The organism is Acidobacteriota bacterium (assembly GCA_016703965.1).
GTDB lineage: Bacteria > Acidobacteriota > Blastocatellia > Pyrinomonadales > Pyrinomonadaceae > OLB17.
Map to the genome: position 1 here is coordinate 566,875 of JADJBB010000021.1, position 23,126 is coordinate 590,000.

Genomic DNA, 23,126 nt, shown 5'->3' on the forward strand with positions numbered 1-23,126 from the left:
TTACGTTCCGACTATCGGTTCCAGGCCGGTGACCGCCTCGAGTTCGGCTTCTTCACGTTCCCATTCCTCGTTTCGGAACGCACCTTCCCATTTGGCGATGACGACGGTGGCAAGGCAGTTGCCGACGACGTTGATGGCTGTCCGGGCCATGTCCATGAGTTCGTCGACGCCGAGGATGAGGATAACGCCCTCAACCGGCAGAGCGAATGAGGCCAATGTTCCCAGCAGGATGACGAGCGACGCACGCGGGACACCCGCGACGCCTTTAGACGTGAGCATCAGCGTGGCGAGCATGATGATCTGCTGAGTCCATGACAATTCGACTCCGGCTGCCTGTGCGACAAATATTGAAGCTAGAGCAAGGTATAGCGTTGTTCCGTCAAGATTAAAGCTGTAGCCCGTCGGCAAAACGAAACCGACAATTCGACGCGGAACGCCTAGCCGAGCGAGATTCTCCATCGCTTTTGGCAAAGCGGATTCGCTTGACGTAGTCGCAAACGCTATCGACGCTGGGGTTTTGACCGCGTTGAAGAAATCCTTAAGCGGAACTTTGAATGCCAGAGCAATGGGCAAGAGGACTACACCCGCGAAGACGATCAGAGCTCCGTAAAGGGTCAAAACGAGCGCACCTAGGTTCTTTAATACACCTAAACCTTGTTCATTATGCGCGATGGTATATGCCATGGCCGCACCGACACCGACTGGGGCGAACTTCATTACAAATTCAGTAAATTTGAACATGATATCCGCCAGTGATTGGCACCAATCCACAACGGCTTGAGCTTTTTTACCTATCGCCGTCACTGCGAGCGCAAAAATTACGGAGAATATTACGATCTGCAGCACATCACCCTCGGCCATCGCCTTGATGATCGATGTTGGGGACAGATGAGCGATAATGTCGCCGAAAGATTGCGGTTTTGCCGGAGGTTCCGGAGCGGTCAGGCCTTTCGATGTTGCTGCCACCGCGTCCGCCGCTTTTTGAGCAGCGATCGACGTCTGAACTTCTGCTTCAGCCAGAGCATTCGGATTGGTCGCGGCCTGGGCGCGAAGCTCCGCTGCTTTTGTTGCTGCCTCCGTCGATTCCTTGGAATATGTTTGGGCTTTCTGTGCTAAGACTGCTTTATCTTCGCCCTTCGCGATCCCCGCAAGCGAAACACCGTCACCTGGTCGCGTAATATTCACCGCCGCGAGTCCAATGACGAGAGCTAGTGTCGTAACGACTTCGAAGTAGATGAGCGATTTTACACCGATCCTGCCTACCTGCTTAATATCGCCCGTACCGGAAATGCCGACAACCAGCGTCGCAAAGATCAACGGTGCGATGATCGATTTAATGAGATTCAAAAAAAGCGTCGACAGTGATCGAATGAACGACAGCAGCGTCTGCGTCTCCATTCCGAAAACATGATGGTCGCCGGATTTGATATCGATCTCGCGGATCAGCCAGCCGAGGAAAATTCCCAGCACGAGACCGATCATGATCTTCCATGTCAAAGAGATCTTTGGCAGTTTCATAATTTGTGTTTACTCCAAACAGGCAGAAAGCGGCTTGAGCAAGCCTCTAATTTCGAATGGGTCTGGTTTGACAGAGTCTAGCAGAAATCAAAAGAATTTGGTACTGAACTCGGCGGCCTAAGCTCTCGGGGGTTGGGTCGAGAGCTTAGGCCGTATGCTGTTCCGAACTCGCCAGCAATTCGAAACCTTCGCTTCGAGCAACGAAGGTAGCGGCAGTGATGTCACCGACAACATTCAGGGTCGTTCGGCACATATCGAGCAGTCTGTCCACGCCGAGAATAACCGCGATCAGCGCCGGATCGATGCCGATCATAAACAGAATTCCGATAATGAACGGAATTGATCCGCTCGGCACACCCGCAGTACCGATGCCGCCAAGAATTGCGAGGTAGACGACCATCAATTGGACTGACAGCGTCAGCTCAACGCCCGCAAGCTGAGCGAGGAACAGCACAGTCACACCTTCGTACAGCGCTGTACCGTTCTGGTTTGCCGTCGCCCCAACGGTAAGAACAAAGCTGTTGATATCCTTAGGAACACCCAAATTTTCATGAGTAACGCGAAGAGCCGTTGGAAGAGTCGCGTTCGATGAAGAAGTTGAGAAGGCTGTTAATATGACGGTTTGTATACGTTTTAGAAACTCGATCGGGCTTATCTTCGACAACAACCAAACGGAGAGCGAGAATACGCCGAAAAAGTGAATGCTAAGGCCGAGAAGCACGGTGACAACAAACCACCCAAGCGAAAAAAGAAGTTCGAGCCCAAACTGAGCGATGTTATTGAATAACAGGCACGCAACGGCGTAGGGAGCAAACTTCATCACGATATCGATTATTTTTGCCGTTACGGCAAATAGTGACTGATTTATCTCGATGAATGGTTTGGAGACGTTGTCGGGAAGTAAAGTGACGGCGACGCCCACGATCAGGGCGAAGAACATTATGTGGAGCATATTAGGGCTCGCACTGGAAATCGAATTGAAGATATTGCTTGGAACGATGGTCTTTACAGCCTGCATCAAAACACTGTCTGCCTTTGAAGCTTCGGAGGCTTTCTTTTGGGCGTCAGTCGCCGCTGCGCCAGCCGTGCTGAACTCGGCCTCGAGTTTTGCAGCAGTATCGGGACTGATGCGTTCGCCGGGCCTGATCGTGTTTGCAAGCGTTAATCCAATAATGACGGAGATCGCAGATATGATGATGGTGTACCCGAAAGATTTCAGGCCGATGCGGCCTAGCTTTCGAATGTCGCCTATGCCTGCGACGCCTACGACGAGCGATGAAAAGACGAGTGGGACCACGATCATCAACAGAAGATTCAGAAAAAGCTGGCCGATCGGTCGCGTAAAATTGTCGACGATCCAACTGATCCATGGATTGGACCCGCCCAGAGACCAGTTGATGGCGAGGCCGCCCAAAACGCCAACCGCTAGGCCGATTAATATCTTGAAGTGAAGCGGCAGTCCCGAAGGCGGGTCAGGCGTATGATCGTCGAGATCGGTGGTCTCAGCCAATTCGTACTCATCGTATCTTAGTTCTTGCTTCTCAGTCTCAGACATAAAAAAGACGCCTCGTTTACCATCCTTTAGAATTTGTGTGCTTAAAACCTGCTTGGGAGAGATTGTGTCGATACAGCCTAATTTAGCAGATAAGTGATCGATTGGGTATCATAAAAGCTAGGCAGGGTCAGGAATATGTTCGAATCGATCCATTTCAAATCACACGGCCGGCAAACGACCGCCGCCTCAAACCCGAACGTTTTAGAGAAGCTGCGAGCGATCGTTGGCGCAGAAAATGTGATCGTCGATCCCGAAAAGGTAGAGCCCTACGGAGCTGATGCTGTTAAGGAGAAGTTTCCGCCGGAGGCGGTTGTTTTCCCGGGATCGACAGCCCAGATGGTCGAGATATTGAAACTCGCCAACGAATTTTTGTTTCCCGTAACTGCCCGCGGCGGCGGGGTCGGTTACACAGGCGGAGCCGTCCCGGTTGATGGCGGGATCGTGATCGGGACCGACCGGATGAATAGGATCATCGAGATCAATGCCGACGATCTCTACGCGATCTGCCAGCCGGGAATTACGACGTTTGAATTACAGCAAGCGGTTGAAAAGCAGGGATTGATGTTCGCTCCCGATCCTGCATCGTACAAGGACTCGTTTATTGGCGGAAATATTGCGGAAAACGCGGGCGGAATGCGAACGCCGAAATACGGCGTGACGAAACATCACGTTCTGGGCATGGAGGTCGTCACAGCGACGGGCGAGATCATCAGAACCGGCGGCAAGACGGTTAAGAACGTTGTCGGATTCGATCTGACCGGCCTGATGTGCGGCAGCGAGGGGATGCTCGGCATCATCACCGAGGCCACGCTGAAACTGCTCCCGATGCCCGAAGCGACCTCGACCGTGCGGGCAAATTTTCGCTCGATGGAGTCCGCTTGCAAAGTCCTGACCAAATTCACGCCGGAAGGCTTGCTTCCGATGGCAATGGAGGTCATCGACAAGTTTTGCGTGGCGGCTGTTGAGGAGAATTTTGCATTTGGGCTATCGAAGGAGGCTGAGGCGATCTTGCTCGTCGCGGTTGATGGTTCCCGCGAGGAAGTCGAGAAAAATGCGCTCACCATCGAACGCATCATCGCCGAAAACGGCGGATTCGATATTCTGCGTGCCAAATCCAAAGAGGAAGAAGACAAACTTTGGGACGTTCGGCGTGCTATCTCACCATCATTGATGAAATACGGTACGTTGAAAATAAACGAAGATGTCGTGGTTCCACGTTCGCGCGTGCCGGAGCTCGTCGCCGCGGTCGAGCAGATCGGGAAAAAGCACGGCACTTTCGTTGCCAACTTCGGCCACGCGGGCGACGGCAACATCCACGTTAATTTCATGTGCGACCGCGACGACCCAGACTCGATAGAGCGAGCCCGTAAATGTGTGTCCGAAACATTTCAACTCTCAGTCGAACTCGGCGGTACCATCAGCGGCGAACACGGCATCGGCTACGTAAAATCCCAATACATGCACTACGCCATCGACAAACCGACACTCGAGGTCATGAAAGGCATCAAAAAAGTGTTCGACCCTAACGGGATATTGAATCCGGGGAAGATGTTCGTTTAGAGCCAACACCGTACTTGCCTCCGTCCGGTACATAGGCTAATATCACGTGAAAATTAGGAGCTAAAGATATGAGAATCTCGCTAGCAGCGACGCTTGCGGTCTTTTCGGTTTTTTCAATTTCTGCGATCGGGCAAACCGTACTTAGGAAGCCAAAAGACTATAAGCCAGTGGTTATAAAACCGATCACGGCAACTGATAGACTAAGTCGTATAAAGACGCTGGTAAAAACAAAATTACCCAGCGTACCTCCCGAGCAGGTCAATAGCGGAACGCTTGCCCCGGCTCAATTCATATCCTTGATAAAGAACTCGGGGGAACAGAATTTAGCGGGCGCCGAGATCAGTTTTAGTAACGCCAATGGTGTAATTCCGTGGGCGGATACGGTTTATCTGCGGGGTCGAACCGCCGGAAAATCGCTTGACGGCGTGTTTTTGTCCTACTATGTGGCAAAACCTGGGATCTACATCCTTGATGTATCGATCGAGATCGGGTTAGCGGGCAAAAGCAAGTTTTTTTAGGGTCGGATGTAACCGCCGAAGGCCCTTTACCAGTTGACGAACAAGTAATAGATAAAGCAGAAAATCATGTCTTTTTTCTTCTGAATGTTAAGAATGCTGGATATAATTCGCTGTTGATCAACTCGGATCGTGACTGGGCATTCAAGTCCCTGGAAATAACCCAATTTAAATGATCGGACTTAACTATTTGTTGGGAAGAGAGATAGTTCCTTATATGAGAACCTGGCTTTTGTTGATCGCCGCGCTTCTGTTTTTTGCCTTGGCTGACGCTTCAGCTCAAACAAACAAAACCATCGTCCTCGTCCGTCATGCTGAGAAAATGCCGCCGGTCGATACCGATAAGGGCGATCCGGATCTGTCGCCTGAGGGCCGACAGCGGGCTGAGCGGCTCGCAAAGGTTCTGAAGAAATATAAACCACACGAAATATTCGCTACCGACTATAAGCGGACGAAACAAACTGTGGAACCGATCGCGAAAAAGCGAAATAAAGAGATCCAGACCTATGATCCAACAAAACAGGCTGATCTCGTCGCCAAGATAATGCCGACCAAGACCGATCATTACCTCATCGTCGGCCATAGCAATACGATCCCGGCGCTCGCTAATCTTTTGGCGAAAAAGGAGCTATTCCGAAATCTGCTCGATACTGAATACGGCGTGTTTTGGGTGATCCGCATGAAAAAAGGCGTCGTCACAAAGGTTGAGATGTTCCCGTACTAAACTCTTTCGATGCGGCTCTTTTCCATTCTACTCATTCTCGTTTCCGCTTTGGCGGGTTATGCCCAGATTGGTGAAATTACCCGGCGTTCCGTCATCTGGAAAGTCGATAACATCAAAAAGATAGGCGGCCACGACGTCGAAGTAATGGGAGCCCCCAAAGTCGTCAAAACCGACCGCGGCAAAGCTGTTGTTTTTAACGGTATGCGGGATGGGCTATTTATCTCGAACAATCCGCTCGCCGGTGCCTACAGATTTACTATCGAAGCCGTCTTTCGGCCTGACGCTGGTGGTGAAAAAGAGCAGCGGTGGCTGCACGTTGAGGACACGGAAAACGTTGAGAGCCGTGCGATGCTTGAAACCAGGCTGAACGGAAACGAATGGTTTCTAGATACCTTTCTAAAATCCGGCGATAACCGAATGCCGTTATTTGCCGAGAATTTTAAACATCAGGCTGGTCGTTGGTATCATATCGCTCTTGTTTATGATGGCACGGAAATGCGGCATTATGTGGACGGAAAGCTGGAGCTTGCAGGCAAGATCAATTTCAAAACGTTTGGCAAAGGCATTACATCGATCGGCGTTCGCCAGAACAAGGTCTATTGGTTCAAGGGAGCTGTTCTCAAGGCTCGATTTACCAATCGGCCGCTTGCCCCCGCCCAGTTCATGAAGTAGTAAATTTTGTGTACGGGATCTTGCCCGCGAGGGCGTTGACCATAAAGTTGGGAACGCCGCCGTTTACGATCCATGTCTCGGTATTTGCGTGCTGGCAGATCATCGCTGCTTCAAGCTTAGAATTCATCCCGCCGGTTCCGAGGCCGGAATCGCGTTCTTCGACGAGGCTGCGGGCTTCGTCAATATCATTTATTTCAGCGATAAGTTTCGCATCTGTGTGAAGGTGAGGGTTCTTGTCAAAAACTCCGTCGATGTCGCTCGCGAGCACGAGTAGATCGGCGTGAATTAGCGTCGCGACGAGGGCTGAGAGTTTGTCGTTATCGCCGAGCAGGATCTCTTCGACCGAGGTGGTGTCGTTTTCGTTGATGATCGGTAGGTAGTTGTATTTGAGTAGTTCGGTGATCGTATTAAGAGTGTTTTGCCGCGAAGTTTCATTCTCAAAATCACGATACGTCATCAAGCATTGGGCGGTTGGAATGCCAAAATCACTAAAGACCTCGTTGTATATCCGCATCAAAAGCGGCTGGCCGATCGCGGCCATAGCTTGTTTCGATTCCACCGGTTTTCCGCTGTCTTTGATATTGATGTACTGCTTCGCCGCAGCGATCGCACCGGATGAGACGAGCACGATGTCGTACTCGTCGCGCAATTCCAATATCTGCCGGCCGATGTCCTCGATCTTACCGCGAGAGATCAGTTTTGTACCGCTCGTGAGCGTTGATGTTCCTATTTTTAGGACTAACTTTTTCTTCATAAAGGCCGGAACGCAGGCGCCCTCGCCTGCAACGCCGGTTCCTCCGGCGTGATGTAGCGTCGGTTTCTTCAACGTGCAACATTACCGCGTTCGTCAGCGTCCTCAAAGCAGGACGCTTGCAGGCGAGGGCGCCTGCGTTCCGGCCATTTAGTTCCTTAGCTGCCCGTTGCCGTACACGAACCATTTATTCGTCAGCAAATGCTCTGCTCCGAGCGGGCCGCGGAAATGGAGCTTTTGAGTCGAGATCGCGATCTCAGCTCCGAGCCCGAGTTGGCCTCCGTCGGTGAACCGGGTCGAGGCGTTATGATATACCGCTGCGCAATCGACCTCGTTCAGAAATCGATCGGCCGTCTCGCTATTTGCCGTGACGATCGCGGCCGAATGCCCGCCGGAGTATTCATTGATCGTCTCGATCGCTTCCTCCGTTGAGGCGACGACGCCGATGACGATCTTTGCGGACAAAAACTCGTCGTACCAAATGTCCTCATCTGGGATCGGCGTCACCGTCGGATCTATTTCGACTAGCTCTTCGTCGCCGATGATCTCGATATTCTGCTCACGCAAGGCAGCGATCAGCTGCAGTGTTTTGGCATCGAGATCGGGCAGATCCGCATTTACTAATATCTTATCCAGAGCATTGCAAACGCTCAGACGCTGCTTGCCGTTGACGGCTATCTTGATCGCCATGTCAAAATCGGCTTCGCTGTCGATGTACAGAAAGTTGTTCCCCCGTCCGCTGACGATCACCGGAGCTGTCGAATTTCGCAGAACAAAATCTATCAACGCCTCGCCGCCGCGAGGAATAACGAGGTCGAATTTTTCGAATTCCCCGCGGATCAGGCTCCGCGTTTCTTCTCGGGAGAGGTCGAGATACTGAACCATTTCCAGGTCCGCATCATTTTCTTTGAGAGCTAGTTGCCAGAGTTTCGCGAGAAACAGATTGGTGTTTCTAGCTTCCTTGCCGCCTTTGAGCAGGATCTTGTTTCCGGCTTTGAGGGCGATGATCGCAGCCTCGATCGAGACGTCGGGACGTGCTTCGTAGATGATCAGGATAGTGCCGAAAGGAACGCGGCGATTCTCTATCCGCAGGCCGTCCTCGCGAACATATGACGAGATCACCTGCCCAACAACGTCAGGTGAATTCATCACGCTTTTTACTGACGCGATCATCGTATCCACCTTCTCTTCGCTGACCTTAAGACGGTCGAGGATCACCTCATTGTCGGGTGGACAGGCTTCGACGTCGAGCTTGTTGGCGGCGACAATGTCGGCCTTGTTTTCGAATAAAAGCCTCGCGAGGCTCTCTAAAATGCTATTCCTTGAATTATTGTTCATCGTCGAAATAGAAATTCTACTATATTATTACGAGAGTTCTAGGAGGCGGTTAAAACTATGGAAATACCAAAAGGACATCAGGCGGTAATGCCGTATTTAATGATGGAGGACGCCACGGGCTTCATCGAGTTTATCAAGACGGTTTTTGACGCCGACATCACGCACGAAAGTATGCGAGACGACATCGTCGGCCATTGCGAGGCTCAGATCGGCGGCTGTACGGTCATGTTCTCAAACAGCCGAGATCAATGGACGCCGCAGACGGCAAACATGTTCGTCTATGTCGAGAACGCGGACGAAACATATGCCAAAGCCGTTGCAAACGGATCAGAGATCATCATGCCGCCAGACGACCAGGACTACGGCCGAAGCTGCGGCGTTAAAGATCCGTTCGGGAATACTTGGTGGATCACGTCGGTTGCGACGTCCTAAAACGAAACAGAAATATTGTATATTTCGCTTAATATTTGTGGCATAATTTGGACATTATGAAAAGCATCACTCTGGAAATATCTGAAGATGAATTACGCGAAGTGACAAAGGCTTATCAAACCTTACAGACTTTTCTCGGCAGGATCGTCTCGCCCAACGAACTCTACAACGCTGAATTTTTGGAAGGTTTGCAGGAGGCCCGAACTGAGCAGAAAGATAAGGATTTCACCGAGGTGACGAGCTTTGCCGATTTCGTCCAATAGAAAAATTCAGAGGACAAACAGGTTCGGGCGGGACATCCGACGTTTATCTGGGGATGTTCAGGAAGAAGCTTTTCAAACCGCAACCAAACTCGCAGTAAATATCTTTGACCTTCTTTAAACGTAAAGCGAATGACTGGATTAACCGGGGTTTTCCGGGTGGTAGTAATACGTGATTATCGAATGATCTTCTCCATAGATGCTGAGAACATCTTCTTGTTGAGGATCGGTCATCGCCGCGAGATCTATAGAGGTTTAGAGCTATGAGCGTTCCCGACTATTACCAACCCATAATGCCGTATCTCGTTGTTGAGAAAGCGGACGAGTTTATCGAGTTTATCAAAGCGGTTTTCGATGCCGAGGAGAAGCTGATCGTGCGGCATCCGGATGAATCGCTTATGCATGCCGAGTTTAGCCTAAATGGCGGGACGATCCTGCTCGGGCAGGCGAGCGAGGCCTGGCCGCCGTTTCCGGCTCCGATGTATTTGGTGACGGAAAAAGTTGATGAACTCTACTCTAAGGCCGTTGAAAATGGTGCGATGGGCAACCAAGAACCGGGTGAGCGCGGATATGGGCGTTCGGCCGGCTTCGTTGATCAATTTGGCAACCAGTGGTGGCTGAATTGGCCGGAACACGGTTGATCGGAGATGGAGAAAAAAGGATAACAATTCCTCAGCGACCCTAAGGTAGTGTGATCCAATTCTTAAGTTTGTAGTTCGTTATTTTTTCTGCGTCTTGGCAAAATAGCCTTGCCGATGCGTTACTTTTACCTTTTCGTCCTTTAGTTTCGGGTTCGTCACCTGGATCTCGATCTTTCGGTACGATCCGTCACGATTCTGATTCGTTGGTTCGTAGGCAATCAAATATTGAGACCGCATCTCGTCCTGGATCTGTTTGAATGCATCCCGCAATTCGCCTTCGTCCCTTGGGTAATATGCGCGTCCGCCGGTTCGTTCCGAGATCTTGTTTAGTGAGCCTTTATCCACGCCGCTGTAGAAGTTATCGCCGATACCGATCGAGTAGATGACCGCCTCTGATCTAAGAGCCGCCTGAACGGCGTCATCCAGCTTCTTTTTGCCGAATGTATTGACGCCATCGCTAAGCAGGATGATCGCCCGGCGTGTGCGTTCCGGCGCGGGTCCAAGGATTTCGTCCGACGTGACCCAGATCGCATCCCAGATCGCGGTCGAGCCCTGCACGGCCTGATTATCGCCTGAGATCGGTGGTGTTCCAGCGATAACGCCGCCGCCAATATAGCCTGAGGGCGGATTGAAACGCACGGCGCTCACCGCTCGGCGAAGCCGCTGCATATTGTTTGTCATTCCCTGTTCGAGCGTGGCTTCGCCCGTAAAGGATACGACGCAGACCTCGTCTTTTGCGGGGCGAATTACAGTTTCAAGGAAAGAAATAGCCGCCAGTTTCTCCTCCGGCAGCGTTCGCTCCTGCGAAGCACTAACATCGATCAGGATCGCGAGGCTCAGCGGCAGATCGACCTGCCGTGAAAAGGCAACGATCTCTTGCGGCTCGCCGTTTTCGAGCAGTTTGACATCGCCCTGGCCGAGGGTCGTTAGCAGACGGCGGTTCTTATCCTGAGCGGTAAACAGAATGTTTACGACGTCGCTGTCGATCTTGATCACTTCGGGATCGTCGACCGGCGGAGGCGTTGCGGTCGGCGTTGGTGTTGCCGACTTCGTCTGAGGATTAGGCGGAGCTTGCTGGGCGTCGGCCTCAGCAAACCCGATCAGCCAAACCAGCGAAAAAACTGCTGTCAGCGCGGCCAGGATCCTGTTTCTCGAAATCATCTGTTGCAAAACTCCTACTTCAACGTATCTTTGATCTGCCGATAGCTCGATTTCGTGCGTATCTTGTATTTGCCGGCCTTTTCCTTATCCGCAAGTTTCACCTCGATCTTACGTTCACGGCCATCGTAATTCTGATTGGCTGGCTTGTATGTCACGAGATACTGCGATCGCAATTCCTGGGAAATTCTGGTAAATGCCCGCTCCAACTCGATCATGTCGCCGGTGAAGAACGCTTCACCGCCCGTGTCTTCGCAGAGCTGCGTCAACAATTTGTCACCCTTATCCTTGACCGTTCCAGCCTCAACGCCGGGAACTGTTCCCAGGAAACCGGCTTTTGTAGAGATGCCGAAAATGGTTGTCTCGGTTCGCTGGGCGATATCGATCGCATCTTTTAGCTCAGCTCGGCTGAACGTATCGTCTCCATCGGTGATGATAACGATGACGCGGCGACCCGGAACGTTTCTCAGCTTTTCGTCAGTAAACTGCCAGACCGCGTCGTACATCGCGGTCTGCGATCCGGGTTTCTTCACTTTATCGACGGCACGGTCGAGCAGATCAAGTTTGTCAGTAAAATCTTGCTGTAGCGTCACTTCGTGGTCGAAGGTCATGAACGCGGCTTTATCCTTTCGCAGCCTTGTCACGGTGAAAATGAAATTTTTGGCCGCTTCTTTAGAAAAATTGATCTTGCCCGCAGCAGACGGTGAAGTATCCATTAGAACGCCAACGTAAACAGGCGGATTTGTTTTCTCGTCCGAGAAAAAGGTCACCTCTTGCTGCACGCCATCTTCGAAGATCAGAAAGTCATTTTTCGTCAGACCACTAACGAGATTTTTCTTATCTGTGACCGTGACCGGAAGCCGAACTTCAAAAACCTTGGTTGAACCTGTATCATCGCCCGGCGGAGTTGCGGTCGGAGCGGGTTTCACGGTTTGGGCCGAAATGGCCGTTGCAAAAACGACGCACAGGCCCAGGATCTGGAATGAAAGAAAAAGCGGCGATCTTCTCATAATTACTATTTGACGCATAAATTCGATGCGGTTCGAGCGGCGGCTGTTGCCCCGCCGTAAAAGCGAAAGTATAGCAAAAATCGGGTCGCGGCACACTCGATTTTCTTGCCTCCCGCGTTGCCAGGCAGGCGTCGATACGTAAGAATTGTCTTTGCCCGAGACTATATGGATCCAAACATTTTTAGGGAATACGATATCCGCGGCATCGTCGGCCAACAACTTACCGACGAAATCGTCGCAACTCTCGCCCGCGCGATCGGCACTTTCCTGCGAAACAACGGAGCGAAACGCATAGCGATCGGCTTTGACGCACGCGAAAGCTCACCCAGATATTGCCAGATACTGACGCGTGGCTTGAATGCCTCGGGCTGCGATGTTGTGCAGATCGGAATGGTTCCGACGCCGGTTTTATACCACACAACATTTACACAAAACGTTGACGGCGGCGTTATGATCACGGGCTCGCACAACCCGGCCGATCATAACGGATTTAAGGTAAGTCTCGAAACGGCATCCCTTTTTGGGTCACAGATACGTGAGATCAGAGATATTGCGCTCGCCGGTCAATTCGAGACGGGAAACGGTGCGGTCGAGACAATCGAGGTTCTCGACGAATATTGCCGAGATATCGCATCGCGAGTTAATCTCGGAAACCGCAGGCTGAAAGTCGTTGTCGATGCCGGAAATGGAATGGGCGGCGTTACGGCCGTTCCGGTTTATAAATCTCTTGGAGTCGAGGTTGTCGAACTATACGCCGAACCCGATTCAACCTTCCCAAATCACCACGCAGATCCTACTGTCGAAGAAAATCTCCACGATCTGGTCGCCGTTGTTCGGGAAAATAAGGCAGATATTGGCATTGCCTTCGACGGCGATGGAGACCGAATAGGCGTCGTTGACGAAACCGGCCGGATCATCTGGGGCGACGAACTGATGATACCGATCTCGCGTTCCGTCCTCGCCGAGAACCCGGGGGCAACTATCATCTCCGAAGTAAAATGCACCCAAACGCTCTTCGACGATATCGAAAAACACGGCGGCAAACCTCTGATGTGGAAAGCCGGCCACTCGATCATCAAAGCCAAGATGAAAGAGACCGGTGCTCTGTTAGCCGGAGAAATGAGCGGCCATATCTTCTTTGCTGACAGATTCTACGGTTTCGACGATGCGACGTATGCCGGAGCTAGGCTAATCGAAATGCTCTCGAACACCGATGAGCCTTTCTCACACTTCTTTGCCGGCCTTCCAAAAACCTACGCCACTCCCGAACTGCGAATGCCTTGCCCCGACGACATAAAATTCGATGTCGTAGACCGCATAGCCGATTACTTCGCCCGTGAGCACAATGTAATTACTATCGACGGAGCTAGGATTCAGTTCGAGCATGGCTGGGGTTTGGTGAGGCCTTCGAACACTCAAGCGATCCTCGTTTTGCGGTTTGAAGCCGACACCGACGAGGAGCTTAAAGAAATACGAAATGTAGTCGAGACAAAAGTCGCGGATTTTATCAAGGCATCTTAAAAAAAGTGATACCTTTTTCGCCTTCGCTACGCCTTACCCAACACGGTGAGAAATAACTGCGCCATAAGATCAACAATCGAGGATTCCTAATGAAATCGACAAAGCCTATCGGAAATCTAATAACGCTCTTTCTCCTGTTTGCATCGCTCAGCCTCACGAGTTTGGCCCAAACGGGGGCGGCTCCCGGCATTGATGCGAAAGTTGATGAGTATCTTAACGCGTACTGGAACGTGAAAAAAATTGGCGGCTCGGTCCTAGTTGCTCGCGGCGGCAAGGTTCTGGTGAGCAAGGGGTTCGGCTTCGCAAATGCCGAAACAAAAACACAGAACGCTCCGGCCCTGAGATATCGTCTCGGATCCCTGACAAAGCAGTTCACGGCGGCGGCCGTCATGTTGTTGCAGGAGAAAGGAAAACTCAGTGTTCAGGATAACGCCTGCAAATATCTCGACAATTGCCCCGAGGCGTGGAAGGCGATAACGATCCACCAACTGCTGACGCACACCGCAGGAGTACCTAATTTCACCGCTCTTCCCGAATGGCGGACTAAGAAGAGTGAAGATCTCTCGACTGTTCAGGTTCTCGATCTAGTGCGATCTTTGCCCCTGAAATTTGCTCCCGGCAGCGATTTTGAATACTCGAACACCGGCTATTTGATGCTCGGTTTGATTATCGAGAAAGCTTCTGGCAAAAGGTATTCAGAGTTTCTCAAAGCCAATATTTTCGAGCCGCTAAAAATGCCCGACAGCGGTTACGACGACGGGAAACAGGCTGGCAAGAACTTCGCGGTCGGCTATTCGAAAAAGGGCAGTGACAATGTCGTTGCGGATGTGATCAACATGAAGGCTCCGTTTTCCGCCGGAGCATTGTATTCCACGACCGCCGACATGCTGCGTTGGAGCGAGGCTCTGAATTCTGAAAAATTGCTGTCGAAAAAGTCGCTCGACATAATTTTCACGCCCGAAAAACGAAACTACGGTTACGGCTGGGGAATGGGCCCTTGGAACCGCCGCTCAATGCAATCGCATACCGGCGGCATCGATGGGTTTAACACCTATATTACTCGCATTCCGGCTGATAATTCGGTTGTAATTGTCCTGCTCAACAACACAGCGGGAATGGCAAATGTCATTGGCAACGACCTGCTCGCGATCCTCTATGGAGAGAAATACGAGCTACCCAAAGAACGTAAGGAGATCTCGCTCAATCCCGCAGCGGAAGATATTTACGTTGGTACCTACACTGTAGCCCCAGGACTATCATTTGTTATCGGCAAGGGCGGAAATGGGTTAACCTTTCTCCCGCCTGGACAACCGCGAGCGGTAGAAATGTTTGCAGAGAGCGAGACAACTTTCTTTCTGAAGGTCGTTGATGCGACGATCACGTTCGTCAAGAATGCAGAGGGTAAGGTTACCGGCCTTGAATATAATCAGGCGGGACGAACTACACGAGCTAAGAAACAGGAATGACCGATCCTTAAATGCGTGGTCCGGGCGGCGATTCGAATAGAACTTTTCATGCCGTATCACCGTTAGTTCAAAAGTGAGGGAGATTGACCAGACATGAAAAATCAACGTTATCGAATAGTTCTCTTCAGCCTGGTATTGTCGGTTGTTTCGGCGTTTACGGCCATGCATGCAGCGGCGGCGCCTATCCGTTTGAAGATCAATGTTGCTGAGAAGATCGACGGCGTCACCGAACCGCTATCGGGCCGGCTTCTGATCTTTATGCGAAAGGATGACGGCAAACCGACCGACGGGTTTGGCTCCGATCCAATGGATCCGCAGGCTGTGTGGATCTCAGGCACCGAGGTTTCCGGTCTCGCCACGGGTAGATCTATCGAGATCGATCCGGATTCACTATCGTTTCCTACAGCTTTTTCTGCCGCACCGGCCGGAAACTATCAGATCTTTGCGTTGCTTGATCGCGACTACTCCTATACCTACAACGGGCCCGGCTCGGGCGATGTTTACAGCGAGGTAGTGAAAGCGACAGCTCCGTTTTTGACAGCAGAATTAAAGCTCTACAAAGCGGTACCCCAACGAAAGATCGATGTGCCGGCGAATGCGCGTCTTGTCGAGTTTGAGAGCCCTATGCTGTCTGCATTTTGGGGGCGGCCGATCAAGATGAAGGCATCGGTGATACTGCCGCCGGGCTACGACAAAACAACGCAAAAATATCCGGTGATCTACAACGTGAGCGGTTACGGCGGCACTCATCTGAACCCGCTCCGTGGGGCACCGCAGCGTGAAAAGGAAATCCTAGAAGGAAAACGTCCTGAAATGATAAGCGTTTTTCTCGAGGCACAAGTGCCGCTCGGCCACAGCGTCTTTGCAGATTCGGCGAACAACGGTCCGTGGGGAACCGCGCTCGTCAGGGAGTTCATTCCCTATCTCGAAAAGCAGTTCCGTATGGACGCAAAAGCGAGTGGCCGCTTTCTTACAGGACATTCGTCCGGTGGCTGGACGACGCTCTGGACAATGGTAAACAACCCCGAATTCTTTGGCGGTACTTGGTCAACATCGCCGGATCCCGTCGATTTTCGCAACTTTACCGGTCCCGATCTTTATGCGAACAAGAACGTCTATTCGGACGCCAACGGCAAAGAATATGGCCTTGTTCGAGACAAGGGAAAGGATCTCGCGACACTTCGCCAGTACGCACAGCAGGAACGCGTGCTTGGATACTACGGCGGACAGATGGGGTCGTTCAACGCGGTTTTCTCACCAAAAGGTGACGATGGCCAACCGATGAAGCTCTACGATTTTGATACCGGTGCTATCGATCCCGTTATCGTCAAAGCCTGGGAAAAGTACGATATCTCAAAAATGCTTCGTGAAAACTGGAAAGCTCTCGGGCCAAAACTGAAGGGCAAGCTGCACATTTGGGTTGGATCGGCCGACACGTTTCATCTCGACGAATCGGTACGCCTGCTAGAGGCTGAACTTAAGAAGCTCGGAAGCGATGCAAGCATCGTCTATCTCGAAGGCAAAACGCACTTCGACATGTACAACGATGGCCTGATGGAAAAGATACAATGGGAGATGTATAAGGTCGCTCGACCAAACTACAAAGCGAAATCGCAGGCAAAGTAGATCAACTTTCGTTCACCTTCAATACGGCCAGGAAAGCTTCCTGCGGTATCTCCACGCGGCCGACTTTTTTCATTCGCTTTTTGCCTTCTTTTTGTTTTTCTAGTAGTTTGCGTTTGCGTGAGATGTCGCCGCCGTAGCATTTGGCAATGACGTTTTTGCCCATGGCCTTGACGGTTTCGCGGGCGATGACCTTGTTGCCGATGGCCGCCTGGATAGCGACTTCGAACATCTGACGCGGGATGAGTTCCTTCATCTTGGCGGTCAGCAGACGGCCTTTTGCGGTGGCTGTGTCCGTGTGAAGAATTATGGAGAGCGCGTCAACGGGCTCGCCTGAAACTAGGACGTCGAGCTTGACGAGTTTACTTTCACGATAACCCGAGACATGATAATCAAGTGACGCGTAACCCTTCGAAACGCTCTTAAGCCGGTCGTAAAAATCAAGCACGATCTCATTGAGCGGCAGATCGTAAATGAGCATCACGCGATCGGTGGTGATGTACTCAAATTTTTTCTGCACGCCGCGTTTCTCATCGAGCAGCGGAAGAATGCCGCCCAGAAAAGCATCGTTGGTGAGGATCGTGGCCTCGATGTAAGGTTCCTCGATCTTTGTGATGCGGCCGGTATCAGGCATTTTCGAAGGGCTGTCGATCTCCGCCACCTCGCCGTCGGTAGTAGTCACGCGATAACGCACGCCGGGTGCGGTTGTGATGAGTTCGAGGTTGAATTCGCGCTCCAGCCGTTCCTGAATGATCTCCATGTGGAGAAGCCCGAGGAACCCGCAGCGGAAGCCGAAGCCGAGTGCGGTGGAGCTTTCCGGCTCGTAAAAGAACGACGAATCGTTCAGCCGCAGCTTGTCCATCGCGTCCCGAAGGTCTTCGTACTGTGCCGAGTCGATCGGATAAAGCCCCGCGAAGACCATGGGCTTCACTTCCTTAAATCCAGGCAGAGCTTCGGTCACCGGACGAGCGGAATCCGTGATCGTGTCGCCGATCTGAACGTCCGCGACGGTCTTGATAGAAGCGGTAATAAATCCAACTTCGCCGGGTCCGAGTTCGCCGATGGGCGTTGGACGAGGGCGATTAACGCCAATGGTTTCAACCAGATACTCACGGCCGGTGTTGAAGAATCTGATCTTCATTCCCTTCTTGATCGTCCCGTCGATGACGCGAAACAGCACGATGACGCCGCGATATGAGTCGTACCAGCTGTCGAAAATAAGAGCCTTCAGCGGCGCATTCCGGTCGCCTTTTGGCGGCGGTATTTTCGCCACGATCGCTTCGAGCACGTCTTCGACACCGAGGCCGGATTTGGCTGAGGTCAAAACAGCTTCGCTCGCATCGAGGCCGATGATGTTCTCGATCTGTTCCTTTATGCGGTCAGGTTCAGCAGACGGCAGGTCGATCTTATTTAGTACGGGAACGAGCTCGAGGTCGTTTTCGAGAGCAAGGTAAGTGTTCGCGAGCGTCTGTGCCTCGACGCCCTGAGATGCATCAACGATAAGCAGAGCGCCTTCGCAGGCCGAGAGGGAACGCGAAACTTCATAGGTGAAATCCACGTGGCCCGGCGTGTCGATCAGATTCAGAACGTAGTCTTTGCCGTCCTTTGCCTTGTAATCGAGACGAACAGCGTGGGATTTGATCGTAATACCGCGTTCGCGCTCGAGATCCATGTCGTCGAGCAGCTGTGCCTCCATATCGCGCTCCGCAACTGCACCGGTTATCTGCAATAGCCGGTCGGCGAGCGTCGATTTGCCGTGATCGATGTGGGCGATGATCGAGAAATTTCTAATCAGGTTGAGATCCATAAAGAACTAGTACCGGGAACCAACCAATAAGATTATCAGAATGCCGGAAGTTTCGCATTTAAGTCGACTGAGATGAGAAAAGCGGCCCGGAGGGCCGCTATTAGAAAAAAGAATGAGCTCAACAAGCCTTTACTTATTCAAGTCCGACAAAATCAAGATTCGAAACGCTCGCTGTGATCGTTTCTATTCGCGGCGAGAATCGGTACCGCTTCGAGGTGACCGTAAGAGTGTAGCTCTGACCGGTCGCTACGTTTGCAAAACTATAGATGCCGAACGAACTCGTCGTCGCGACTCTTCTAACGTTGTTCGAATCAATTAGGTTTACCGTCACGTTCCTCAGATTCTGGCCCGCCGGCGTCGTAACCTTCCCGCCGATGGTCACGAATGAAACAGCCGGTGGCGTGACCGTTACGGTGCCGACCTGATATACGGCCGGCAAGAGTGCTCCGAGGGCACTGGATATGCTTAACGGCGTCGGAGTCGTGACAAACGTGATAGCGGTTGCACCGGTCGGAGCGTTTGCGGCGATGTTGAAGGTTACGGTAATAACTTGTCGGTTTGGCGGCGAAACCAGGAACGGGTTTGTCGAATCGACGAGGATGCCGATCCTGCCAGTAGCCGCTTGATTCAAGTTGACCGAAAGGTTGGATCCCGCCGGAACTCCCGAGCCGAGTGCAACTACCGGATTGCTGAGGATCGCCGGATCGAAATTAAGCGAAAAGCTGGATGCAACCTCATCGCCCTGAGAATCCAATTCGATCGAAACCGTAACCGGAGTTCCTGCCTGGCCTGACGTTGATACAACCGTCAAGGTGCGTCCGCCGAGCGGACTGTCGTCACTCGCCTTTGTTGCCTCAGGCCGCATCACAACCGTCGCCGATATCGCGAAAGCGGCTATAGCAAGCAATGCAAGCCGGTTAACAGTAAAGAATTTTCCAAAAAAGTTCATGATTGTCTTCGATCCTTCCACATGGGGAAGCCGCAATGTCAGTCCTAATAACCTACTCGCAGCCAAATAATTTTTTGCGATGGATTTTTCTAAGTTGATAAACCAGAGGCAAAAATACAGAAGCCGGGTAAATCAGATGGGGCGAACCTCCTGTAATTATGTTAGCCAGGCCTCCGTTTGTCAATATTTTCACGGGTCCGGGTTCCGCCGCGTTAATTTTCCTTGACGATCAACCGCTCGCTCTGGCCGTCTACGCTCGGCTCGGCACTGCCGACGATAAATGGACTTTCACCTTGGCCGGATTTCGGAGTCTCCAGAGCAGCATTCAGAACTTCGCTGATCCACGCGGCCGGAATGATCTCCAGCTCCTTCCGCACATCTTCCGGAATTTCCTCAGTATCAGCCTCATTTCGCGATGGCAGAATGATACGCCGTATGCCTGCTCGGTGCGCGGCGAGCACCTTTTCTTTTATGCCGCCAACCGGAAAAACAAGGCCGGAAAGCGTTATCTCACCGGTCATCGATGTATCGGAGCGGACCTTGCGGCCCGTGTAGAGCGAAGCCATAGCGGTCGCCATCGTCACACCGGCACTCGGCCCGTCCTTTGGGATCGAGCCGGCAGGAACGTGTATGTGAATGCCGTTCTGCTTGATCAGATCGGGATCGATGCCGAATTCTGCAGCGTGTGACCACAGGTAGCTGCGGGCGGCCTGCGCCGATTCCTTCATCACATCGCCAAGCTGGCCGGTAAGCGTCAAACCGCTGCCGCCGGGCAACAACGTAGCCTCGATAAACAGAACCTCGCCTCCCATTTCCGTCCATGCCATTCCGGTCGCAACTCCCGGCGGAAGTTCTTTTCTGGCTTCCTCAGGATAAACACGCGGCGGCCCGAGATAGCCTTTGATCTCCTCGGCGGTGATCGTGACCTGTTCTGTCAGGCCTTGGGCAACTTTGAGGGCGACCTTTCGGGCAAGATTGCCGACCGTTCGCTCAAGCTGCCGAACGCCGGCCTCGCGAGTGTAACGCGATGTCAGAAGGTTCAGAGCATCGTCCGTGATGACCAATTGCTCGTCGGTCAGGCCGTTTTCCTTGATCTGACGGGGGACGAGGTATTGTTTGGCGATGTTCAGCTTCTCGCGGTCGCTGTAACCGGCGAGCTGGATGATCTCCATTCGGTCGCGAAGCGGCATCGGGATCGGCTGCAGCTGATTTGCGGTCGCGATAAAAAAGACCTTTGAGAGGTCGAACGGCAGGTCGAGATAATTATCGCGAAACGTGTTGTTCTGCGCCGGATCGAGTATCTCAAGCAGAGCAGACGCCGGATCGCCGCGGAAATCGTTGCCCAGCTTGTCGATCTCGTCGAGCATCATCACCGGATTGTTCACGCCGACCCGCCGCAGCGATTGCAGGATTCGGCCCGGCATCGCACCGATATAGGTGCGGCGATGGCCTCTCAATTCTGCCTCGTCGCGCATTCCGCCGAGGCTTAATCTATCGAATTCACGCCCCAAAGCCCGTGCGATCGAGCGGCCGAGAGATGTTTTACCAACTCCCGGAGGTCCGACAAATAGAATGATCGGGCTTTTCGAATCGGGCCGCAGTTTGACGACCGCGAGCGATTCCAGAATGCGTTCCTTGATGTCCTCGAGGCCGTAGTGGTCTTCGTCGAGGATCTTGCGGGCTTCATTCAGGTCGAGTTTTTCCTCGCTCGCCTTTCGCCACGGCAGTTCGAGAATGTAATCGAGATATGTGCGAATGACGTGATAGTCAGGTGCCGACTGAGGAAGCTGCTCCATGCGTTTCAACTCGCGTGTCGCTTCTTTGCGTACCTCGTCGGGAAGATCGGCTTTTTCTAAACGTTCGCGAACTTGCGACGCCTCGGCGGCCTCGCCGGAATCTTCGTCGCCGAGCTCCTTCTGGATCGCCTTCATCTGCTGGCGCAGGACGTAATCACGCTGCGATTTGTCCATTTCGTGCTGCGCCTCGGTCGCGATCTTCGAGCGGATCTGCATGATCTCGACCTCGCGGGCGAGAGCGGCGTGGGTCAGCGTCAGCAGGCCGTCAACGGTGCTCGACTCAAGCATTTTCTGCTCGGTCTCAGTACCAAGATCGAGAACTGAGGCTAGAAAATAGGCAAGCTGAACCGGATCTTCCTGCGTCATGATCGCCATTCGGACCTCGGGCGGAACCTGCGGCAGCAGAGCCAGGGCCTCCTGGATCATGCCGTGAATATTGCGTTTCAGAGCCTCGATCTCCTCCGCATCCACGCGGCGAAGCTCAGGAAGAACCTGTATTTTTGCCTTTAGGAAAGGCTGTTCGCCCGTCCATTCCAACACCTCGAAACGACTGATCCCCTGAACGATAAGCTGCATGATGCCTTCGTTTCGCATCATTCGCTTGATGTTCACAAGCGTTCCGACTTTGTACAGATCGTCGTATCCGGCATCGTCACCCGTCACGTTCTCGGTCTTGGTCGTAATGCAGGCAATAAGCTTTTCTTCGGTCGCAAGCGCTGATTCAACCGCCCGTGTCGATCGTTCACGACCGACCGCTAGAGGAACGATCGTCTCCGGAAACAGCGTCGTATTTTGCAGCGGAAGTACGGCTATCTGCATCTGAGATGCTGCTTCCGGTTTCTGCTCCTGAATAATTTCGTCAGCCATATTTTCCTATTGAGCCTTGCGCAGGCTGATTATCAACAGACCATTCTCAAACTCGTGCATCACAGACGCTCCGTCGATCGTCGCCGGAAACCGCAGTGTCTTTTCAAAACTGCTATAGGCGATCTCCATTTGTTGGTAAGAAACGCCGGTCGCGCACGACTTGTCCTTTCGACAGCCTGCGACGTATAGAACGTTGCCTTGAATATCGATCTGGATATCTTCCGCCGAAACCCCGGCAAGCTCGACCTTCACAACCCAGCCGTCCAGCGTCTGGTAAACATCAGCCGCCGGATACCAAAGCTGTCCGGAACGGACATCCTTTGACGTTCCGGTGAATTGAAATAAACGGTTGGTTGATTTGGCCATGGGACAGTTGTCGGTAGTCGGTCGTTAGTGTTAGTTCTTACTCCAGAAAGCACTGCCGCTCGAGATCTCTTCCAGCGTTTCTGCGATCTCGCGTTCGTCTTCGGTTTCGAGGGCGACGTCGGCCATTGCAATAATTCCGGCGAGATCTCCACTTTCATTAATAACAGGAACGCGGCGGACCTGTTTGTCGCCCATCAGACGGATGGCTTCGAAAACGTACTCGTCGGGTGTAACTGTAAACAGCTTGGTTGTCATCCCTTCAGAGACCGGTGTCGCTGTATCTTTCCCTTCGGCTACCACACGGACGACGATGTCGCGGTCGGTGACGATACCGATCAGCTTGCCCGCATCGACGATCGGAACAGCTCCCATATCGCCCTCACGCATCAACGCGGCAACATCTCTAACGCTCATCTCAGGCGAGGCCGTTCGTACGTTTTTTGTCATTATCTCGCGGCACCGCCTGCGTGAAATTCCCGTCTTGTCAGCTTCGCTCATATTTGTACCTCTTTCTAATATTTTGTTACCGGCGTAGGAATAAAGCAAGCCCCACAAAAATGAGCCGCGTTTCCTGTGCGGAAGCCCGCGCGTGAGTAA

At 52.3% G+C, this 23,126-nt stretch carries 22 protein-coding genes; 11 read left to right on the forward strand and 11 right to left on the reverse strand.

Annotation, left to right across the window (positions count from 1 at the left end; genetic code table 11):
* Positions 1–1,518 carry a cation:dicarboxylase symporter family transporter gene (locus IPG22_10050; GenBank protein ID MBK6588621.1) on the reverse strand — a complete coding sequence of 506 codons (1,518 nt, stop codon included), beginning with the start codon at positions 1,516–1,518 and terminating at the stop codon, positions 1–3.
* A gap of 145 nt (positions 1,519–1,663) precedes the next feature.
* Positions 1,664–3,073, reverse strand: coding sequence for a dicarboxylate/amino acid:cation symporter (locus tag IPG22_10055; protein MBK6588622.1), 1,410 nt, complete (start codon positions 3,071–3,073; stop codon positions 1,664–1,666).
* A gap of 135 nt (positions 3,074–3,208) precedes the next feature.
* Between IPG22_10055 and IPG22_10060 the strand changes: the two genes are divergently transcribed.
* The 4 genes from IPG22_10060 (at position 3,209) to IPG22_10075 (ending at position 6,544) form a co-directional block, all read left to right on the forward strand.
* Positions 3,209–4,633: an FAD-binding protein gene (locus IPG22_10060; protein ID MBK6588623.1), complete on the forward strand. Its 1,425-nt coding sequence runs from the start codon at positions 3,209–3,211 to the stop codon at positions 4,631–4,633.
* A gap of 68 nt (positions 4,634–4,701) precedes the next feature.
* The gene (locus IPG22_10065) at positions 4,702–5,151 is read left to right on the forward strand and encodes a hypothetical protein (GenBank protein MBK6588624.1); all 450 of its coding nucleotides are present in this window, start codon (positions 4,702–4,704) and stop codon (positions 5,149–5,151) included.
* A gap of 169 nt (positions 5,152–5,320) precedes the next feature.
* Positions 5,321–5,872, forward strand: a complete 552-nt coding sequence (locus IPG22_10070) for a histidine phosphatase family protein (GenBank protein MBK6588625.1) — start codon at positions 5,321–5,323, stop codon at positions 5,870–5,872.
* Positions 5,873–5,881: 9 nt separating this feature from the next.
* Positions 5,882–6,544: a LamG domain-containing protein gene (locus tag IPG22_10075; GenBank protein ID MBK6588626.1), complete on the forward strand. Its 663-nt coding sequence runs from the start codon at positions 5,882–5,884 to the stop codon at positions 6,542–6,544.
* Here IPG22_10075 and proB read toward each other — a convergent pair.
* On the reverse strand, positions 6,534–7,298 hold the full coding sequence (gene proB / locus IPG22_10080) for a glutamate 5-kinase (protein ID MBK6588627.1): 765 nt from the start codon (positions 7,296–7,298) through the stop codon (positions 6,534–6,536). The genes IPG22_10075 and proB overlap by 11 nt on opposite strands.
* 147 nt (positions 7,299–7,445) lie before the next feature.
* Positions 7,446–8,633, reverse strand: coding sequence for a glutamate-5-semialdehyde dehydrogenase (locus IPG22_10085; protein MBK6588628.1), 1,188 nt, complete (start codon positions 8,631–8,633; stop codon positions 7,446–7,448).
* Positions 8,634–8,690: 57 nt separating this feature from the next.
* Here IPG22_10085 and IPG22_10090 point away from each other — a divergent pair, with 57 nt between their 5' ends.
* The 4 genes from IPG22_10090 to IPG22_10105 all read left to right on the forward strand — a co-directional run bounded on the left by IPG22_10090 (position 8,691) and on the right by IPG22_10105 (position 9,966).
* The gene (locus IPG22_10090) at positions 8,691–9,065 is read left to right on the forward strand and encodes a VOC family protein (GenBank protein ID MBK6588629.1); all 375 of its coding nucleotides are present in this window, start codon (positions 8,691–8,693) and stop codon (positions 9,063–9,065) included.
* A gap of 56 nt (positions 9,066–9,121) precedes the next feature.
* Positions 9,122–9,328: a hypothetical protein gene (locus tag IPG22_10095; protein ID MBK6588630.1), complete on the forward strand. Its 207-nt coding sequence runs from the start codon at positions 9,122–9,124 to the stop codon at positions 9,326–9,328.
* A 129-nt stretch (positions 9,329–9,457) separates the two neighbouring features.
* Positions 9,458–9,592, forward strand: coding sequence for a type II toxin-antitoxin system RelE/ParE family toxin (locus IPG22_10100; GenBank protein MBK6588631.1), 135 nt, complete (start codon positions 9,458–9,460; stop codon positions 9,590–9,592).
* Positions 9,589–9,966: a VOC family protein gene (locus IPG22_10105; GenBank protein MBK6588632.1), complete on the forward strand. Its 378-nt coding sequence runs from the start codon at positions 9,589–9,591 to the stop codon at positions 9,964–9,966. The genes IPG22_10100 and IPG22_10105 overlap by 4 nt, the downstream gene beginning before the upstream one ends.
* Before the next feature lie 78 nt (positions 9,967–10,044).
* On the opposite strand, the gene IPG22_10110 is transcribed toward IPG22_10105, so the two are convergent.
* Both IPG22_10110 and IPG22_10115 read right to left on the reverse strand, forming a co-directional pair.
* Positions 10,045–11,127, reverse strand: a complete 1,083-nt coding sequence (locus IPG22_10110) for a VWA domain-containing protein (GenBank protein MBK6588633.1) — start codon at positions 11,125–11,127, stop codon at positions 10,045–10,047.
* 14 nt (positions 11,128–11,141) lie between these two features.
* A complete protein-coding gene (locus tag IPG22_10115) occupies positions 11,142–12,134 on the reverse strand; it encodes a VWA domain-containing protein (GenBank protein MBK6588634.1) in 993 nt (330 codons plus the stop codon).
* A 165-nt stretch (positions 12,135–12,299) separates the two neighbouring features.
* Between IPG22_10115 and IPG22_10120 the strand changes: the two genes are divergently transcribed.
* From IPG22_10120 to IPG22_10130, 3 genes are all read left to right on the forward strand, one after another.
* A complete protein-coding gene (locus tag IPG22_10120; protein MBK6588635.1) occupies positions 12,300–13,655 on the forward strand; it encodes a phosphomannomutase/phosphoglucomutase in 1,356 nt (451 codons plus the stop codon).
* Between the two features lie 89 nt (positions 13,656–13,744).
* On the forward strand, positions 13,745–15,121 hold the full coding sequence (locus tag IPG22_10125; GenBank protein MBK6588636.1) for a serine hydrolase: 1,377 nt from the start codon (positions 13,745–13,747) through the stop codon (positions 15,119–15,121).
* A 162-nt stretch (positions 15,122–15,283) separates the two neighbouring features.
* Positions 15,284–16,747 carry an enterochelin esterase gene (locus IPG22_10130; GenBank protein MBK6588637.1) on the forward strand — a complete coding sequence of 488 codons (1,464 nt, stop codon included), beginning with the start codon at positions 15,284–15,286 and terminating at the stop codon, positions 16,745–16,747.
* Between the two features lies 1 nt (position 16,748).
* Here the strand turns inward: IPG22_10130 and lepA are convergent, their stop codons facing one another.
* From lepA to IPG22_10155, 5 genes are all read right to left on the reverse strand, one after another.
* Positions 16,749–18,551 carry an elongation factor 4 gene (lepA, locus tag IPG22_10135; protein MBK6588638.1) on the reverse strand — a complete coding sequence of 601 codons (1,803 nt, stop codon included), beginning with the start codon at positions 18,549–18,551 and terminating at the stop codon, positions 16,749–16,751.
* A 133-nt stretch (positions 18,552–18,684) separates the two neighbouring features.
* Positions 18,685–19,500 (reverse strand): carboxypeptidase regulatory-like domain-containing protein, encoded by an 816-nt coding sequence (locus IPG22_10140; GenBank protein ID MBK6588639.1) that lies wholly within the window; start codon positions 19,498–19,500, stop codon positions 18,685–18,687.
* A 212-nt stretch (positions 19,501–19,712) separates the two neighbouring features.
* Positions 19,713–22,115, reverse strand: coding sequence for an endopeptidase La (lon, locus tag IPG22_10145; protein ID MBK6588640.1), 2,403 nt, complete (start codon positions 22,113–22,115; stop codon positions 19,713–19,715).
* Positions 22,116–22,169: 54 nt separating this feature from the next.
* Complete coding sequence (locus IPG22_10150; GenBank protein ID MBK6588641.1) at positions 22,170–22,529, reverse strand: Hsp20/alpha crystallin family protein; 360 nt, start codon at positions 22,527–22,529, stop codon at positions 22,170–22,172.
* A gap of 30 nt (positions 22,530–22,559) precedes the next feature.
* Entirely contained in the window at positions 22,560–23,027 is a 468-nt protein-coding gene (locus IPG22_10155) for a CBS domain-containing protein (GenBank protein MBK6588642.1), read from the reverse strand.
* Positions 23,028–23,126 lie beyond the last annotated feature (99 nt).